12 protein-coding genes and 1 pseudogene are annotated in these 17,619 nt (G+C 64.6%); 2 read left to right on the forward strand and 11 right to left on the reverse strand.

Annotation, left to right across the window (positions count from 1 at the left end; translation table 11 throughout):
- Window positions 1–10 precede the first annotated feature (10 nt).
- The gene (gene purH / locus FYJ92_RS05080; RefSeq protein ID WP_185262879.1) at window positions 11–1,696 is read left to right on the forward strand and encodes a bifunctional phosphoribosylaminoimidazolecarboxamide formyltransferase/IMP cyclohydrolase; all 1,686 of its coding nucleotides are present in this window, start codon (window positions 11–13) and stop codon (window positions 1,694–1,696) included.
- Between the two features lie 294 nt (window positions 1,697–1,990).
- Here the strand turns inward: purH and FYJ92_RS05085 are convergent, their stop codons facing one another.
- Window positions 1,991–2,977, reverse strand: a complete 987-nt coding sequence (locus tag FYJ92_RS05085) for a serine protease (protein ID WP_185262880.1) — start codon at window positions 2,975–2,977, stop codon at window positions 1,991–1,993.
- A gap of 741 nt (window positions 2,978–3,718) precedes the next feature.
- On the opposite strand from FYJ92_RS05085, the gene FYJ92_RS05090 reads away from it, so the two are divergent.
- Window positions 3,719–5,938 carry an NADP-dependent isocitrate dehydrogenase gene (locus FYJ92_RS05090; RefSeq protein ID WP_185262881.1) on the forward strand — a complete coding sequence of 740 codons (2,220 nt, stop codon included), beginning with the start codon at window positions 3,719–3,721 and terminating at the stop codon, window positions 5,936–5,938.
- A gap of 115 nt (window positions 5,939–6,053) precedes the next feature.
- Here the strand turns inward: FYJ92_RS05090 and FYJ92_RS05095 are convergent, their stop codons facing one another.
- The 10 genes and pseudogenes from FYJ92_RS05095 to mmsB all read right to left on the reverse strand — a co-directional run bounded on the left by FYJ92_RS05095 (window position 6,054) and on the right by mmsB (window position 17,604).
- A complete protein-coding gene (locus FYJ92_RS05095) occupies window positions 6,054–6,539 on the reverse strand; it encodes a hypothetical protein (protein WP_185262882.1) in 486 nt (161 codons plus the stop codon).
- Window positions 6,536–7,750 (reverse strand): serine/threonine-protein kinase, encoded by a 1,215-nt coding sequence (locus FYJ92_RS05100; RefSeq protein WP_185262883.1) that lies wholly within the window; start codon window positions 7,748–7,750, stop codon window positions 6,536–6,538. Before FYJ92_RS05100 ends, FYJ92_RS05095 begins: the two co-directional genes overlap by 4 nt.
- Before the next feature lie 267 nt (window positions 7,751–8,017).
- Window positions 8,018–8,857 (reverse strand): LPXTG cell wall anchor domain-containing protein, encoded by an 840-nt coding sequence (locus FYJ92_RS05105; protein WP_185262884.1) that lies wholly within the window; start codon window positions 8,855–8,857, stop codon window positions 8,018–8,020.
- Between the two features lie 86 nt (window positions 8,858–8,943).
- Entirely contained in the window at window positions 8,944–9,558 is a 615-nt protein-coding gene (locus tag FYJ92_RS05110; protein WP_185262885.1) for a hypothetical protein, read from the reverse strand.
- A gap of 232 nt (window positions 9,559–9,790) precedes the next feature.
- Window positions 9,791–11,233 (reverse strand): IS1380 family transposase, encoded by a 1,443-nt coding sequence (locus FYJ92_RS05115; protein ID WP_185261092.1) that lies wholly within the window; start codon window positions 11,231–11,233, stop codon window positions 9,791–9,793.
- Between the two features lie 566 nt (window positions 11,234–11,799).
- A complete protein-coding gene (locus tag FYJ92_RS05120) occupies window positions 11,800–12,870 on the reverse strand; it encodes a Gfo/Idh/MocA family protein (protein WP_185262886.1) in 1,071 nt (356 codons plus the stop codon).
- A gap of 32 nt (window positions 12,871–12,902) precedes the next feature.
- Window positions 12,903–13,592, reverse strand: coding sequence for an ABC transporter ATP-binding protein (locus tag FYJ92_RS05125; protein ID WP_185262887.1), 690 nt, complete (start codon window positions 13,590–13,592; stop codon window positions 12,903–12,905).
- Window positions 13,593–13,594: 2 nt separating this feature from the next.
- A pseudogene (locus FYJ92_RS05130) lies at window positions 13,595–15,023 on the reverse strand (ABC transporter permease).
- Between the two features lie 165 nt (window positions 15,024–15,188).
- A complete protein-coding gene (locus tag FYJ92_RS05135; RefSeq protein WP_185262888.1) occupies window positions 15,189–16,286 on the reverse strand; it encodes a sugar-binding protein in 1,098 nt (365 codons plus the stop codon).
- A 49-nt stretch (window positions 16,287–16,335) separates the two neighbouring features.
- Window positions 16,336–17,604, reverse strand: coding sequence for a multiple monosaccharide ABC transporter permease (mmsB, locus tag FYJ92_RS05140; RefSeq protein ID WP_185262889.1), 1,269 nt, complete (start codon window positions 17,602–17,604; stop codon window positions 16,336–16,338).
- Window positions 17,605–17,619: the final 15 nt, after the last annotated feature.

Genomic DNA, 17,619 nt, shown 5'->3' on the forward strand with positions numbered 1-17,619 from the left:
GAGACTTTTTGTGAGCGTCACGCAGCCTGACCGTGTATCCATCGACCGTGTTCCCATCCGCCGGGCGCTGATCTCGGTTTACGACAAAACCGGTCTGGAGGAGCTCGCGAAGGGCCTGCACGCGGCCGGCGTGAAGATCGTCTCCACCGGTTCCACGGCCAAGAAGATCGCCGCGGCCGGCATCCCGGTCCAGGAGGTCGAAGAAGTCACCGGGTCCCCCGAAATGCTGGATGGCCGCGTCAAGACCCTGCACCCGCGCGTCCACGGCGGCATCCTGGCCGACCGCCGCGTCCCGGCCCACATGGACACGTTGACCAAAATGGAGATCGAAACCTTCGACCTGGTGGTGGTGAACCTCTACCCGTTCGTTGAGACCGTGAAGTCCGGCGCCCCGCAGGACGATGTCGTTGAGCAGATCGACATCGGCGGCCCCGCGATGGTGCGATCGGCAGCCAAGAACCACGCCGCCGTCGCCATTGTTGTTGACCCCACGTTCTACGGATCCGTGGTCATCGCCGCCGCGGAAGGCGGCTTTGACCTGAAGACCCGACGCCGGCTCGCCGCCAAGGCGTTCGCCCACACCGCCTCCTACGACAACGCCGTTGCCACCTGGACTGCCAGCCAGTTCCTGGATGAAGACGGCGACGGCATTATCGACTGGCCTGCCTACGCCGGCCTGTCGCTGGAGCGCTCCGAGGTCCTCCGCTACGGGGAAAACCCACACCAGCAGGCTGCGCTGTACGTGGACAAGGCAGCCCCGGCCGGCATCGCGCAGGCCGACCAGCTGCACGGCAAGGCCATGAGCTACAACAACTTTGTGGACGCCGACGCCGCCCTCCGCGCCGCGTTCGACTTCGCCGAGCCTGCCGTCGCCATCATCAAGCACGCCAACCCGTGCGGTGTCGCCGTTGGTTCCGCGGGTGCTGCAGACCCGATCGCTGATGCCCACGCCAAGGCACACGCCTGCGATCCCGTTTCGGCCTTCGGCGGTGTCATCGCTGCCAACCGGACGGTCACCGCCGCCATGGCACAGACCGTCGCCGGCATCTTCACCGAGGTTGTCATTGCCCCGGACTTCGAGCCCGAGGCCGTTGAGATCCTCGCCAAGAAGAAGAACATCCGCCTGCTGGCCCTGCCCGAAGGCTACGGCCGCTACCCGGCAGAAATGCGCCAGGTTTCCGGCGGCGTCCTGGTACAGATGAGCGACAAGGTGGACGCCGACGGCGACGACCCCGCCAACTGGACCCTCGCCGCAGGCGAAGCCGCTGACGAAAAGACCCTCGCGGACCTCGCCTTCGCCTGGACCGCCTGCCGCGCCGCAAAGTCCAACGCCATTCTGCTCGCGAACCACGGTGCCGCAGTTGGCATCGGCATGGGCCAGGTCAACCGCCTGGATTCCTGCAAGTTGGCCGTGGAGCGGGCCAACACACTGGGCGTTTCGGTGGAGTCCGACGTCGAAGGTGCTGGCGGTGCGTCAAACGCCAACGCCAGCGGCGCACCGCAGCGCGCTCTCGGTGCCGTCGCTGCTTCCGACGCATTCTTCCCGTTCGCTGACGGCCTGCAGATCCTGATCGACGCGGGAGTCCGCGCCGTGGTGCAGCCGGGGGGTTCCGTCCGGGATGAGGAAGTCGTGGCCGCAGCCAACGCGGCCGGCGTCACCATGTACTTCACGGGTGCACGCCACTTCTTCCACTAGTCCCCACCGGGTCCCTCGCCGGCGTGGGCCCACCCACCGGCTCCCGCCCACGGTTAACGTCGACGGCGCCTGTCCCCAGCAAGGGACAGGCGCCGTCGGGCTTTAATGGGCAGCTACGAAGGACGTTGTATGGGGTCCGCGCCCCCCTGCATGAGGCGCGGACCTCCTTCCGGAAGCCGGAGCTCCCGGGGCTTTGCGTCGGCCATTCGCTGTTTGGTCCAGTACTCGAGGATCTCCTCGTGCGACGCGGCAAGCTCGCTGTGGCTGACGGATTCGCCGCCTGGCGAGGTTTCCTTAGGAAGCGGCCGCACTGGCGTAGGTCTGCTGGATGACGGTGCCCCAGTATGGGCCGTACATTACGGCGGAACCGCTGTTGTATCCGTAGCTGTTGATGGAGTTCTGCAGGCCGTTAGAACCGCTGGTTTCGGGGGTGCTGCCCTGGATGAACCAGGGACCGCCGGAGGATCCGCCGGTCATATCGCAAGCTATGCCTTGCGAGTTGAACTGGGGATTGCGCCTGTCGTCCGACGCGGTGCCGTAGCAGCTCTTGAGCGTCTCGCCGTTGAAGGGCGAAGCTGCGGGGTAGCCGTAGGACTTGTATGTCAGGCCGCGGGCTGCGTTGAATTCGACGCCGGATCCGGTCACGACGTCAGAGAGGTACTGGCCGTTGAGCTGGTTGACGACCGCGAAGCCGGTGTCGTACTGCATGTCGCCTGAGCCACTCCACTGGCCGGGGGCGTAAAGGGCGTTGGCGGTCCACTTGCCGTAGGGGGCGGCGCCGTTCAGGTAGGCAGGAACAAAAATGAAATTGGCAGCAAAAGTTCCGGGACCCTCGTTGAGGCAGTGGCCGGCCGTGGCGACGGTGCTCTTGTTGGCCGAAACCACGGCGTTGCCTGAACAGACATAGTTGGTGCCGCCGAGGGTGAAGAACACCTTGCCGATGTGGTCGACGGGGTTTTCGTTGACGGCGATGGTGGTCTTGCCCTTGGCGGCCGGGACCTTGGTGTTTTTGCCCTTCTCCACCGTCGCGGCGCTGGACGTGTTGCCGCGCTCCAGTGCCTTGCTGGCCAAGACGTCACCGGGAATCGCGGCGCGCATGCGGTCTGATGTCCAGTAGTCTGCCGCACCGGTGCTGTCCACTGCAGTGCTGGTGACGGAGGCTTGCCCTTTGTCCCCGGATGGGGTCGGTGCTGCCGATGCTCCGCCGGCCGTGGTCAACGCCAGGAGCGCGGCTGCGGAAAGGCTCAGAAGGCTGGTAGCCAGAGACCTCGTACGTGTCATGGTTGTCCTGTCTAAACGGGTGGGGGAGGGCTCCAGTCAAGCCCGCCGAGTGACCTACCGAATTTATCCGGCTATGACAACTTTGTAAATAGTAGTGACGTCTCATGTATGGTCAGGCCCTGACCTGCACGAAAGCCGCAGCGTGACCACAAAAATCCCGCAGACCGCCTTTAGATCGGGCGCCGGTTCTGGCGGGGACTGACGTTCAGGACTAATTTTGAAGCACAGCAATGATTGTCCGACTGGGCTCCGGACACGTAAGAGATTTGGGGCCCTCGCCATGTTTTCCTTCCGTAGACCAGCCAAGAAGTCCGCCGCCCGTGGCCGTCACTTCTCCGCCGCCGACCCGCAGGAGGCTGCCAACGGCCTGGCAGCCCAGGCTGAAGCCTTACGGCTACGAGACGTTGACCCGGTTCACACTTTCACCGCAACCTCGGAGCTTCGCCGCCGCGATCCCAAGTATGCGCAGATCTGGCCCAGTGATGTTCCCCACAGGAGGCGCTGACTGAACTGGTGCCCTGGCGGGCTACGCCCGAAACTCCTGTAAGCACCGCGCGACGGCGGCTTGCCGCCCGGTGTGCGCCCCGCCGTCGTGTGTTTTCCAACGCTGTAATCCGGCAGTAACGGAGCGGCGCCTACGGCTGTGGGTAGGGTCCAACGGCATGTACTCAGGTAAGTTAGGGGTGGTGAAATAGAACAAATTTCCAAAAAATCAGCCGACCTCCAGGGAGACGCCCGCGCATGTCCAAGATTATCTATACCCACACCGACGAAGCGCCGCTGCTGGCTACTTATTCGTTCTTGCCGATCATCGAGGCGTTTGCTTCGACCGCAGGTGTGGAGGTGGAGACCCGTGACATTTCGCTCGCAGGCCGCATCATCTCCGTGTTCGGTGACTACCTCACCCCGGAACAGCAGATCGGCGACGCCCTTGCTGAACTCGGTGAACTGGCAAAGTCGCCGGATGCGAACATCATCAAGCTGCCCAACATCAGCGCTTCCATCCCGCAGCTGAAGGCCGCCATCGCCGAGCTCCAGGGCCAAGGCTACAACCTGCCCGATTACCCGGACAACCCCTCCTCCGACGAAGAGACGGCCGTCCGCTCCCGCTACGACAAGATCAAGGGCTCCGCTGTGAACCCGGTCCTGCGCGAGGGAAACTCGGACCGCCGTGCGCCGCTGTCCGTGAAGAACTACGCCCGCCAGAACCCGCACTCCATGGGTGCCTGGTCCGCGGATTCCAAGACCAACGTCGCCACCATGACCGCTGACGACTTCCGCGCGAACGAGAAGTCCGTGGTCATCGGGGCCGACGGAACCATCGCCATCCAGCTGGTCCGCGAAGACGGCTCGGTCAAGGTCCTGAAGAAGGACTTCCCCGTGCTGGCCGGCGAAGTCATCGACGGCACAGTCATGCGCGCCGCGGCACTGGACGAGTTCCTGGTAGCCCAGGTAGTCCGTGCCAAGGATGAGGGTGTTTTGTTCTCCGCGCACCTGAAGGCCACCATGATGAAGGTCTCGGACCCCATCATCTTCGGCCACGTGGTGAAGGCCTATTTCTCCGAACTGTTCGAGACCTACGGCAAGCAGCTCACCGCTGCCGGCCTGAGCGCCAACAACGGCCTGGCCGCCATCCTGAGCGGCCTCGAGGAGCTGCCGGAGGACGTCCGTGCAGGTGTGAAGGCGCTCATTCAGAAGGGCCTCGACGACGGTCCCGCCCTGGCCATGGTGGACTCGGACAAGGGCATCACCAGCCTGAACGTTCCCTCCGACATCATCGTGGACGCTTCCATGCCCGCCATGATCCGCTCCTCCGGCCACATGTGGGGCCCGGAAGGCCAGGAAGCCGACACCCTGGCGGTCCTTCCGGACAGCTCCTACGCCGGCATCTACCAGGTTGTCCTGGATGACTGCCGCGCCCACGGCGCCTTTGACCCCACCACCATGGGCACCGTCCCGAACGTGGGCCTGATGGCCCAGGCCGCCGAGGAATACGGCAGCCATGACAAGACGTTCGAGATCCAGGAAGCCGGGACGGTGCAGATCGTGGACGGCTCCGGTGCTGTGCTGATCGAACACGAGGTTGCCCCGGGTGACATCTGGCGCGCCTGCCAGACCAAGGATGCCCCCATCCGCGACTGGGTCAAGCTTGCCGTCACCCGCGCCCGCGCCTCCAAGACGCCCGCAGTGTTCTGGCTGGACGAGTCCCGCGCGCACGACACCAACCTCATCGCCAAGGTCAACGAATACCTCAAGGACCATGACACAGAGGGTTTGCAGATCGAAATCATGTCTCCGATGAAGGCAACGGCCTTCACCCTGGAGCGCATCCGCAAGGGCGAGGACACCATCTCCGTCTCCGGCAACGTGCTGCGTGACTACCTCACGGACCTGTTCCCCATCCTGGAACTGGGCACCAGCGCCAAGATGCTCTCGGTTGTTCCGCTGATGAACGGTGGCGGACTCTTCGAGACCGGCGCCGGCGGATCGGCCCCCAAGCACGTCCAGCAGCTGCTCAAGGAAAACCACCTGCGCTGGGACAGCCTGGGTGAATTCCTGGCTTTGGCCGTCAGCTTCGAACACCTGGCCACTACCACGGACAACGCCCGCGCGCAGGTCCTGGCAGACACTCTGGACAAGGCGACAGGAACCTTCCTGCTGGAAAACAAGTCCCCGAGCCGCCGCGCCGGCGAGCTGGACAACCGTGGCAGCCACTACTTCCTCGCACGCTACTGGGCCGAGGAACTGGCCAAGCAGACCGAGGACACGGAACTGGCGGCATCGTTCGCGGCTGTGGCCAAGGAGCTTTCGTCCAACGAGGACACTATCGTCGGCGAACTGGCCGCGGTGCAGGGCTCAGCGGTGGACGTAGGCGGTTACTACCGTCCGGATGAGGCCAAGGCCTCATCCGTGATGCGTCCGTCTGCGACTCTGAACAAGGTTATTGCGACCCTGGGCTAAGCGGGACCGAACCTTAGGAGGCGGCGCCCCGGGGAACCGGGGCGCCGCTTTTTCGTCTTTTTGATCGTACGGGATGAAGCATGGGTGGGTTAATAACCCTCCACGCCGTCTGACCTCAGTCGCCCTTACCCTTGCCTTTATTTCCCTTGCCTTCATCGGATGCCGGTGCCGTGGCCACCTTGGCGGCCTCAGCCGCAGCGGCATCCGCTTCCGCCTGCTTTTGTGCCGCGGCCGCGTCCTCTGCAGCCTTCGCGGCTGCGGCGTCGGCTTCGGCCTTGGCCGCTGTCAGGTCTGCGCGGACAGCGGCAGCGGCCGTGGTGATGCTGCGCCGGCGTTCCTCCGTAACCTTTCCGCTCCCCACAGCGGACGCGAGATCGACCTCGAGGCTCTCCAAGGCCGCCAGTCCGCCGGAAAGGTCGTTGGCGGCGGCAGCCTGGCTGACGCGGAGGACCCGTTCCTGGAGTTGGCGGGCGGAATCACGTTGCAGGCCGGTCTCAGCCGGGCCGCACGCTGCCAACGAAACGGCCAGCAGAACGGCTGTGACAGCTGTGAGGCCCTGGGCTGCCGCAGAACGCCAGCGGTGATTCCGTGCACTGCTCATGGTTTCACGCTCTCCTGAAGTTCCTTGAGGTGGTCGCCCAAAGTGCCGGTGACGGCGGGGTAAGGAACGACGTCGGGCGTTGGCTCAGGTGCCAGGCTGTAGGTCAGCGCCGTTCCGGCTGCTCCAGCGGAGAGAACGCCCAGCGCGATGACCGTCCAGAACCGCCTCCCGGTGGAGCGAAGACGGGACAAGTCCGGGACCCGGCTGCGCGGGTCGGAACGGCGGGTGGCGTCCCGTTGTGTCCTGCTGGCCCGGACTACCGGCAGGTCGGATTCAGCGGTGATGGCGATGGACGGTGGCCTGAACGGCATGGCCGGGAGTACTCGGGTTGTCTCCGGTTCAAGCTCGCCCGGTGCTGACACGGGTGACACCAAGGCCTGACGCAGAACGGATTCAACGTCGGCCGCGACGGGACGTTCCAGCGGTTCGATGGCAGTCATGGAACGGATCAGATCAGCCCACTCCGCCGGAAGGTCAGCAGGGATCTCGGGCGTCCGGTGCAACCTGGCCACTGCGGATTCAACTGCGCTGCCCGGGAACTCAACGGTCTGCTTGACGCATTCCAGGAGAACCAGACCCAGCGAGTAGATGTCAGTGGCGGCCGACAAGGGAGAACCCATGGCCTGCTCCGGGCTGAGGTACGCGGCCGTTCCAACCATGGTACCCGTGGCGGTCAGCCGGGCTGCGTCCGCGATCCTGGCAATGCCAAAATCCGTGAGTTTGGGGCGTAAAGGCTCGCCCGGACGGATCTGCACGAGCAGGATGTTCCCGGGCTTGATGTCTCGGTGGATAATGCCTAGGCCGTGCACGTAGGCCAGCGCGTCAGCTATGCCTGCCCCGATGACTGCAAGTTCGTCCAGGGGAACTGCACTGTGCCTGATCCGGCTGCGGAGGTCCTGGCCCTCCACGAGTTCCATGGTCAGGAAGGGGCGAGGTTCGGCCAGGACGCGCGTATCGATGCCTGCGTCGAACAGCGTGACCAGGCTGGGGTGGTTGAGCGTTGCCAGCAGCTGGATTTCGGCTTGCTGGCGCTTGAGCTCATTGGCATCAGGCGCCTGTGGGGCAAAGAGCTTCAGGGCGACATCCCGGCCCAGGTTTTCGTCCCGGGCGCGGTAGACGGTTGACATGCCGCCGCGGCCGACTATGTCAGCCAGCCGATAGCGTCCGCCGAGCACTTCATTCTTAATGGAGCTAGGCGAATCCGCCACCATGACCAGTTCCTCCCGGTGCGCTGCGGCACTATTCTTCCCCAATAATACCGGCCGGTAAGGCATCCGTTAAGCCGTCTGCCGGCACGCCGACGGCCCGGCTGAGAAGTGATTGGGACTTTCAGCCAGGCCTTCGGGCCACAAGGACTACTGCAGGTAGTTGAGTTCTCCGGTGACCACCTCCTATTGGAAAAGCTGGTTATGCCGCGAACGGCCGAGCCGGTGTGTTGACGGTTTTAGTTCTCGCCGCCCGCTGAGGGCCACGTCCGCTTAGGCCTTCCGGCGACGCTTGAGCATCAGCAGTCCGGCAAGCAGCAGGATAAGGGCGAGCGGGATAAGGGAAGCATCCATGCCCGTCTTGGCCAGCATGGTGGCGCCGCCCTGGCTTGTGGTGTTGCCCCTGGTGTTCACCGCGGCAGATACCGAACCCGTGGTGTTGCCGGCGGGAAGAACGGTGATGCCGGTGGTGCCAGCTCCCGTGGTGCCGTCAGTACCGGTTCCCGGGTCGGTGGTGTCAGTGTCACCGGTCGTGCCGGTTCCCGGGTCGGTGGTGTCAGTGTCACCGGTCGTGCCGGTTCCCGGGTCGGTGGTGTCAGTGTCACCGGTCGTGCCGGTTCCCGGGTCGGTGGTTTCCGTACCCGGGGTTCCGCAGCCGTCGGGTCCGCCGCCGATGATGACGCATGCATCAAGACCGACATTCACATCATCAAGGACGCCGGACGTGTCCAGGCCCAGATCTACGTCAACCGCAGCGTCGAGAGCGCCGTTGGTGCCGCCGAGGACGTTGTCCCCGAGGTTCACGTCGACCACTGCAGCTACGTCAGCGGTAGTGGTGTCCGTTCCGCTGCCGTCAGTGCTGCCAAGAAGGCCGTCGCCGAGTCCAAGATTGGCGTCGACTACAGCAGCGACATCCGCTGTATCCGACTGCGTTGGGCCACCCAGCAGGCCCAACGACGTCGTGTCAACGGATGCCGCGGCTGAGACCAGGGCGGATGCGGAAAGGTCCGGTCCGTTCGTTGTGTCCGCGGCACTGGCTGCGGTGGCGCCGAAGGCGAGTAGCCCGCCGGCGAAGAGGGTGCTGAGCAGCCCTCTGCGAAGGTTGCAATTCATGATGTTCTCTCCTGAGAAATTGATTTTGGGCGCCGGTCAGCGCCTTGACCGTGTTCTGCCCATGAAGAAGGGCAGGCAGGGCTCAACTAGTCAGGAGAGGAACCCGGGTCGAATGACACCGGTGAAGGGGCATGCTCAGATGATCCGCTGATGGGAAAGACTGCCAGGAGCGGCACGTTGAAACCGAACTCGTCCAGCCAGGCAGCAGCGCCTGAGGCGCCGGAGGGCGAAGCGCCGCTCCCTGCCCCCGACGCTGGGCCTGCCGGGGCAGGAGCCGGAGGAGTGGAAGGATCCGTGGTCCAAGGGCTTTCTGCCCGGACTGCGTGCATTTCTGTGCCGGTTGGAACCGGCAGCGACGACGTTCCCGTAACGGCAAGCAAGTTGTCGGCAGAGCCGGGGGAGTTCGTGACGGCATCAGTTGTGACGTGCCCTGCTGCAGCGGGGGCGTCTGTGACCGCCAAGGTCTCGCCGGCAACGGCAGTCTCTTCAAGCGGCACCAGCCCGGGTAGCGTGACCGGTGCGGACAGGACGGTCACCTCTACTAGGTCCACCACGGGTTTCAGAACAGGCTCAGGAACCGGTGCAGCGTCGGTGAGGGGCGGGGCGACTGTCTCAATCAGGTCATCTGCAGCGGTATCCACCACTGCAGCAACCGGGACGGCCACAGCCGTGACGGTGCCCGCAGGAACCACACTCGTCACGACAGGGACCGCGGCAATCAGCTGATCCGCTGTACCCGCCACATTGCGCGCTAGCCCGGATTTTTCATCGGACGGCGGTCGGGGCGCCGGGTCCGGGTTTTTGTCGTCCCGGCGGGCTGGATCGGATTTAGGGCGTGGCTGAAGGGCCCCGGGGTCGCGGGGCGGGGCGCGGGCTTCCACTGATCCCGTTGGCGTGCTCTTTCCGGCTCGTTGGTTGACGGGGGCTGCGGTGTCAGGTCCGCAGCAGGTGTGCGGGGCGGTTAGCGGCTGCAGCGATCCGGCTGATCGCTTCGAGCAGTGCGGCGATGAGGGGTTTCTCCGGTGCGGCGTCGGGCAGCAGCAGGTGGGTCCGGCGGGCGCGGGTGATGATCTTGCCGGCGGTGGCGAAGAGCCGGTAGCGCCAGCGTTTGATGTCCCAGCCCTGTGCCTTGTGGCCGTCGGGCAGGGCGGTGAGCTGGAGCCAGGAGACCAGGTTCGCGGCCAGGACCGCGAGGTTCGCCCAGGCCTGGTTCGCGGCGAAATCGAAGAAGGGGAGCTTGCTCAGGCCGGTGTTCTTCAGCGTCTTGATGCGGTTCTCGCAGCGGCCGCGGGCCCGGTGCCGGGCGTCCAGGAACGGTCCGTGCCAGCGTGGGGCATTCGTCAGGAACGCTGTTACACGGTGACCGTCGATGTCGAGCAGGGTCGGTGTCGCACCGGGGTGCAGCGGTTCGGCGCGCAGGAAGATCTTCGTCCCGGGCGGGTAGTCCTCGAGCGGGATCACCTGGGTGGCGTTGATGACCCAGGCGTCGTCGCGTTCGTTGCCGTCCTGGTCCAGGGCCGGCTGCCAGTATTTCTTGTCGTTGATCCAGTCGATCATGTGGGCCTTGCCGACCGGAACCGGGTACGAGACGGAGAACTGCACGCCGCGCGAATGCAGGTACCAGAGGAACTTCCGGGACGCGCCGGCGCTGTCGGTGCGGACCAGGATTTTCTCCCCGTCCAGTTCGTCGTCTTCACCGTAGAGTGCGTCGGGCAGGACCGCGATGGCGGCCTCGAAGATGCGGATGTGGTCCTCGGCGTTGTTCGCTGTTGCCCCGCCGTGGCGCAACAGCACCGCGAGTTCCTCCCCGGTGCCTCGGCCGGAACCGTAATCGATGCTGGCGGTGAACGGGGCGAATCCAAACCCGCCCTTGTAGTTGCCGGTGGCTCGTTCCTTCTCGGAGTGCGAGGCCACCAGTGTGGCGTCGAGGTCGATGACCAGCGGGTCCGCGGCCGTCGCCGTCACCGCCGGGCTGCGGTCACCCGCGGCTTCCCATGCCCGGGTCCGCAGTTCCTTGGACAGGGTCGAAAAACCGTAATCGAAAACGTCCGGGTTCTTCACGGTGCGTTCGAAGAACCGCGAGACTGTCGCGTTCGAGGGCACTTTCCCGAACACTCCGGGCTGGGAGCGCAGGATGTCCAGGTCGGAGGCGTACTCGCCGCCGGCGGCGAGCATCACCGCCAGCGACCCGAGCAGCCTCCCTGGCCGGTGCGAGGCCATCGCGGGGACGAACTGGCCCAGCCGGTCCTCGCACAGATCCCGGAACCCGAGGGCGTCAATGAATGAAGTCAGGACCCTGGCACCGGCATGGGAGACCAGCGACTGGCCGGTGAAAGTGACCGGGACGGATGGGAAGACCTTGGTAGACTGGGGCATCGAAAAGGTGCTCCTTCAAGACACGGAAATAACGGCGTAGACACCCCTATTTTCCCTTGTCAGAGCACCTTTTCGTCTCTTAAACACACCCGTCAGCCCAAGACTGATGAAAACCCCGGGCTAGGGGCTGCAGGAGTCCGGTGAGTGAAAGAGCCGGCGAGCCGGCGTCAAGAATGGGGGAGAAACCCGGTAATGGCACTGTCAGGGAAGAAACCGGTGAGTTGGCGCCGCCCGGCCGCCCGGAAGGGACCTGGAATCCCTCGAAGAGTCCGCCGTTGCGGCAGGCGCGGAGAGTGTCAGCCAGGTAGCGGTTACCGCACCTGCGAGGAGCAGCGGCCGGAGCGCGCGCCACGGCGATCGGACTTTAGCCATGCGTACCACCCCCAGTACGGTTGAGACCTACGATTTCATCAGCCTAAGACTCCCGCGTGGAGCAAGTCTAGGGAAATGGAAAATACAACCAGCATATTTACTACTTTGTCACTCACCCATCGATAACTGAATGTCGATCGTCAGACCTGTTTACAAAAGAAGTCACAGTCCCGAAACGGGAAGAATCCGGTAATTCAGTGGGCATCGTTTGGGTAGCTGACGCCCAGCTGCCCGCGCACTCCGTCAAAGAGTCGCATCGTCTTGATGGAATCCTCCAGCGGCATAACGGGGCTCTCCGTGAGCCCCTGCTGGAGGCAACGGGTCACCTCGCGCAGTTCGTAGGTATAGCCGATGCCGACGACGTCGAACGTCTCCGTGCGCAGCCCTTCCCGGCCGATGCCGATCACCAGCTCCCGCGGATTGTTGATTGAACCGACGCTCTGGAGGTAGCCCAGGCTGCCCGCCACGGTTGCCGTCCGCGGACCGTGGGCCAGGAGCGAGGACGTCAGCTGGGCCTGGGCCCCATGGTTGTAGCCGAGCGTCAGAGCATTCTGGGCGTCTACGCCGTCGTCATTAATGCAGCCGGTGGCACTGACGGTCTGTGGGAAACCCAGCGTACCTACCGCCCACAGCAGGGGGTAGACCGAGATGTCCAGGAGGGCGCCGCCACCATCCTGCCTGGCCCACAGCCTGGACGTCGGGGAATAGGGTGCGGGAAAGCCCAGGTCAGCGGTCACCCAGTGCACGTCCCCGAGCTCCCCGGATGCCGCAATCTCGAACGCCCGCTGCATGCCCGGGAGGAAGCGGGACCACACGGCCTCCATGAGGAAGAGCTTCCGTTCCCGGGCAATCGCGGCCAGCTCACTCGCTTCCCTGGCATTGATGGTGAACGCCTTTTCGCACAGGACGTGCTTGCCCGCATTGAGCGCAGCAAGCACAATCTCGTGGTGTTGGGCGTGCGGTGTGGCGACGTAGACGACGTCCACCGACTCATCGGCGAGCAGCCGCTGGTAGCCGGGCACGCCGTCGTGGTCTCCGTATGCCTTGGTGAAACCGCAGTCCGTGGCGAATTTTTCCGCGGTGCCCTGTGAACGGGAACTGACGGCGTAGGGCTCGGCGTCAGAAAGCAGTGCCAGGTCCTGCGAAACCGACCGCGCGATCCCTCCTGTGGCTATGACGCCCCACCGCAGGCGTTTTCCGGTGGCGGACCGGGGATCCTGGTCGGACTGACTGGACAGCCACGGTGTGGCAATGGGCGCACTCATGGTGACCATCCTCTCATCCAGTACTTCAGACGTCAGACCAAGGCGCGTGCCGGTTCTTCCCTCAGTCTGCCCTGCTGGAGCCTGAAGCGGCGGTCCGTCTTGTTGGCCAACGCCTTGTCGTGGGTGACCACAAGGATAGTGGTGTTGTGGTCACGGCTGAGCGAGCTGAGCAGTTCGATGATGTGATCGCCGGTCTGCTCGTCCAGGTTGCCGGTGGGCTCGTCCGCAAGGATCAGCTTGGGTTCGTTGGCCAGCGCCCGGGCGATTGCCACACGCTGCTGCTCGCCACCGGATAGCCGGTTGACGCGGCGCACCTGTTTCTCCGGGTCCAGCTGCACCTGCTCCAGAAGGTCTGTCGCCCGCTGCCTCCGCTCCGCCCTGGGCACCCCAGCGAACTCCATGGGCAGCATGACGTTGTCCACTGCGGAAAGGTTGGGGATCAGGTTGAACTGCTGGAAAACGAACCCGATATCCCGGCGCCGGTACTCGGTCAGCTTGCCGTCCGGCATGCCGGCCAGGCTCACGCCGTTGACGACGACGTCTCCGCTGGTGGGTTTGTCCAGCGCACCCAGGAGGGACAACAGTGTGCTCTTGCCGCTGCCGCTTTTGCCGACGATGGAGGCCGTAGTGCCCTGCTCCAGAACAAAACTGACATCGGTGACCGGCTTGATGGTGCGGTCCCCGGAGTTGAAAGTGCGGACCAGGTTCCTGACTTCAATCATGGCTATTCTCCTCGCAGGACTTCGATGGGACGGATGCGTGCCGTGAGCAGTGCCGGGACCAGTGCGCCGATGATGGCCACGCCGAACACCGCTGCGATCCCGGCGGCGATGACGCCGGGGGAGGCGCTGGCGGTGACCGATGTCAACAGCTGGGAAGCGCCGCCAAAGGGTCCTCCCTGGCCGCCGGGGAAGCCGGTACCGCCGCCCGGCATTCCAGCGCCGCCGGCAGCGCCGGCCATGGCGGCCGCGCGACCGGTGGTGGTGGCCGCCGTCGTGGTGGTGTTAGTGCTGATCAGTGCGGAAGCGATGCCTCCGCTGGCAAAGGAGGCGACGGCGGCGCCCACCGCGCTGCCCATGGCCACCAGTACCAGCGCCTCCAGCACGAACTGCAGGCCGATGGTCCGGTTAGGGGCTCCGATCGCCTTCAGGACACCGATTTCCCGGCGGCGCTCGCGGACCAGCATGACCATGATCAGCAGGATGATCAGTCCAGCGGTGCCCAGGGCTGCGACGAAGGCGATGAAGGGCGGACTCCAGGTTCTGGCCCTGGGTGACGTCGGCCTTGTCGGTGCCCAGGGCAGACGCAAGCGCGGTCTTGGCGGTCTCGAGGTTTTCCATGCTGTCCACCGTCACGATCATCGATGACAGCTCGCCCGGCAGTTCCGCGACAGTCTGGGCCGTTGGGAGGGTCAGGTACAGGGCATTGTTGCCGAACGCGGTGCCGGAATCGAACAGGCCAGCCACGGTGAACGTCTGGTCGTTGATGGTGAACGTGGAACCGATGGCCAAGTTGTTCTTCTCGGCCAGAGTGGTTCCCAGGAGGGCGTTGGCGGATTCAGCCGTGTAGTCGCCGAGCCCCGTGCCTTCGGTGATGGTCAGGGCCTTGCCCGTGCTGTCCACTTCGCCGCCGATACCGGTTGCGGTGATGGGAAGCGAGTGTACAGGCTGCGCGGTGGTGGTTCCGGTGGTGCCGTTCGCGGCCTGGTTCCTGCCGCCCAGCGTGCCTGCGTCGATGGCCGCGGTGAGGCTGGTGGTCAGCGTTGTGGCATTCTGTCCGCCGGGACCGCCTTGGCCGCCGCCGGGGCTAACCTGGCCGCCGGCCGCCGTCTGCGCAGCGGCTTCGGCAGCGTTCCGCAGCCTGAGTGCACTGGTTCCGACGACGGAACTGACGTTGGGGACGGCCGCTGCGGTGGCGGCCTGTTCGGCAGTCAGCGGTTCGCCGCCGCCTTCGAAGCCCTGGCCGCCGGCCGGGTTGACGGTCAGGACGGTCCCGACGGATGCGTTCAGTTCCTGGACTTTGGCTCCGACGGCCTGGTTGGCCACCAGCATGGCCAGCGCAAGTCCGATCGCGACGGCCAGGACTGCCACCACCGCAGCCGTTCGAACCTTGTTTCTGAAGGCATTGCCTACACTCCGGGCAAGGACGCTCACTGTACTCCTAGGATCTGGGCCGGCGGAAGGCCTGCATCTGCTCCAACCCTCCCTTCCAGGCCTGTGCAGGAGACGGGCGAACCTATGTTTACGCTGTGAAGGCTGGCCGCTTAAGGCAGAATGCCCCGGCTCCCTGTGGGGGCCGGGGCATGTCCGCGTTCGGTGTTACTTGGTGATCGGGCCGAGTACCGGATCGTCGGTGTAGGCCGTCTTGACGTTTTCTGCCGTCACGATGACCGGCTCCAGCAGGAACGCCGGAACCACCTTCGTACCGTTGTCGTAGGACTTGTCATCGTTGACCTCGGGCGTCTTGCCTGCCTGCAGGTCCTTGACCATGGTGATCGCGTGCTCAACGAGCTTGCGGGTGTCCTTATTGATGGTGGAGTACTGCTCGCCGGCCATGATGGACTTGACGGACTCAACCTCGGAGTCCTGGCCCGTGATGACCGGAAGCTGCTTGCCGGCGGCCTTGACGGAGGTCAGGACTGCCCGGGCCAGCGTATCGTTCGGGGACAGCACGCCATCGAGCGTCGCGGAACCGTAGGTGCCTGCGAGCAGGGTGTCCATACGCCGCTGGGCGTTTTCAGCCTTCCAGCCCTGGGTGACGGCCTGTTCGAACGAGGTCTGTCCGGACATGACCGTGAGGGTGCCGTCGTCGATCTTCGGCTGCAGGATGCTCATGGCGCCGTCGAAGAAGACCTTCGCATTGGCGTCATCCGGGGAACCGGCGAAGAGCTCGATGTTGTACGGACCCTCGGGCTTCTTGGCCTTCATTCCGTCCAGCAGTGCCTGGCCCTGCAGCTCGCCGACCTTGAAGTTGTCGTAGGCCACGTAGTAGTCCACGTTTTCGGTGTTCAGGAGCAGACGGTCGTACGCGATGATGGTCGCGCCAGCGTCTTTGGCCTGCCTGAGCTGGGTGCCGAGCTGGGCACCGTCGATGGCACCGACGATGATGACCTTGGCGCCCTTGGTGACCATGGCACTGATCTGGTTCTGCTGCTCGGAAACGCCGCCGTTGGCAAACTGCACATCGGCCTTGAAACCGGCTCCGCTGAGGCCGTCGTTGAACAGCTTCTCGGCCAGGACCCAGTTTTCACTGGTTTTCTGCGGGAGCGCGACGCCGATCGAGGAGTCCTGCGGGAATCCTGCTGCGCCTGAGGCGCCGCCGGGGGTGGTGGGTTCCGTGCGGCCGCAGGCCGTCAGCGCCAGTGCTGCGATGGCGGCGATCGCCGCTACCTTTCCTGCTTTACCAATCATTTGCATTGCTTGGTTCTCCTTCTATAGGTGGTGTGGGGGAATGTGGGGGAGCCGATCAGGCTTCGCGGTGGATGACTTCTTTGGTGCTGGTCGTCTCGTCGGGCTTGATCTCGTTGTTCCGGCCGAAGTTCTTCATCATCAAGCCGATGATGGACTTCTTGCCCTGGGACTTGTTGTAGACATCGAAGGCCACCGCGATCAGCAGGACGAGGCCCTTGATGATCTGGGTCAGGTCGGCGCCGATGCCGAGCAGCTGCAGGCCGTTGTTCAGGACGGCCATCACCAGGCCACCGACTATCGAGCCGATCACGGTGCCGACGCCGCCGGTGACTGCTGCGCCGCCGATGAACACGGCCGCGATGGCGTCCAGTTCCCAGCCGACGCCGTCGAACGGCCCGGATGCGGTGGAGCGGCCAACGAAGATCATGCCCGCAAGGCCGGCGAGGACTGACATGTTCATCATCACCAGGAAGTTGATCTTCTTGGACTGCACACCGGACAATTCGGCCGCATGGCGGTTGCCACCGACGGCATAGACGTGGCGTCCGACGATCGTCTTGGAGGAGACGAAACCGTAAATCAGCACGAGGAGCGCCAGGATGAGCCCCGGGATGGGGAACGAAGTGCCGGGACGGCCGGTGGCGAACAGGTACGTGGCGAAAAGGATGGCGCCGCACACCAGGACCAGCTTGGTGATCACGACCCAGGCTTCGGGGACGTGGGCGCCGATGGCCTTGGCATGGGAGCGGGAGCGCACGGCACTGAAGATGACGAACGCAACTCCGGCGAGGCCAAGCAACAGAGTGAGATTGTTAAAGCCGGTGTCCGGCCCCACCTCCGGGAGGTAGCCGGAGCCCAGATACTGGAAATCGCGGGGGACCGGGATGGTGTTGGACTTGCCGATGAACTGGTTCAAGCCGCGGAACAGCAGCATGCCGGCCAGCGTCACGATGAAGGCGGGGATACCGACGTAGGCCGTCCAGAAGCCTTGCCACATCCCGATCAGCGCGCCGAGGGCCAGGCCCAGCAGCACGCCGGCGTACCAGGGAATTCCCCAGTCCCGCATGGCCATGGCCACCGAAACGCCCACGACGGCGGCGACGGAACCGACGGACAGATCGATGTGTCCGGCGATGATCACCAGCACCATGCCGATGGCCAGGATCAGGATGTAGGAGTTGCCGTTGAAGAGGTTGATGACGTTGCCTGAGGTGAGCGTATTGCCGCCGGTGGCCACCTGGAAGAAGATGATCAGTGCCACGAGGGCAAAGATCATGCCGAATTGGCGGGTGTTGCCGCCAAAGAGCTTCTTTAACGCGTTCATTGTGTCAGTCCTTGT

Source organism: Pseudarthrobacter sp. NBSH8 (assembly GCF_014217545.1).
In the GTDB taxonomy this organism is placed as follows: Bacteria; Actinomycetota; Actinomycetes; order Actinomycetales; family Micrococcaceae; genus Arthrobacter.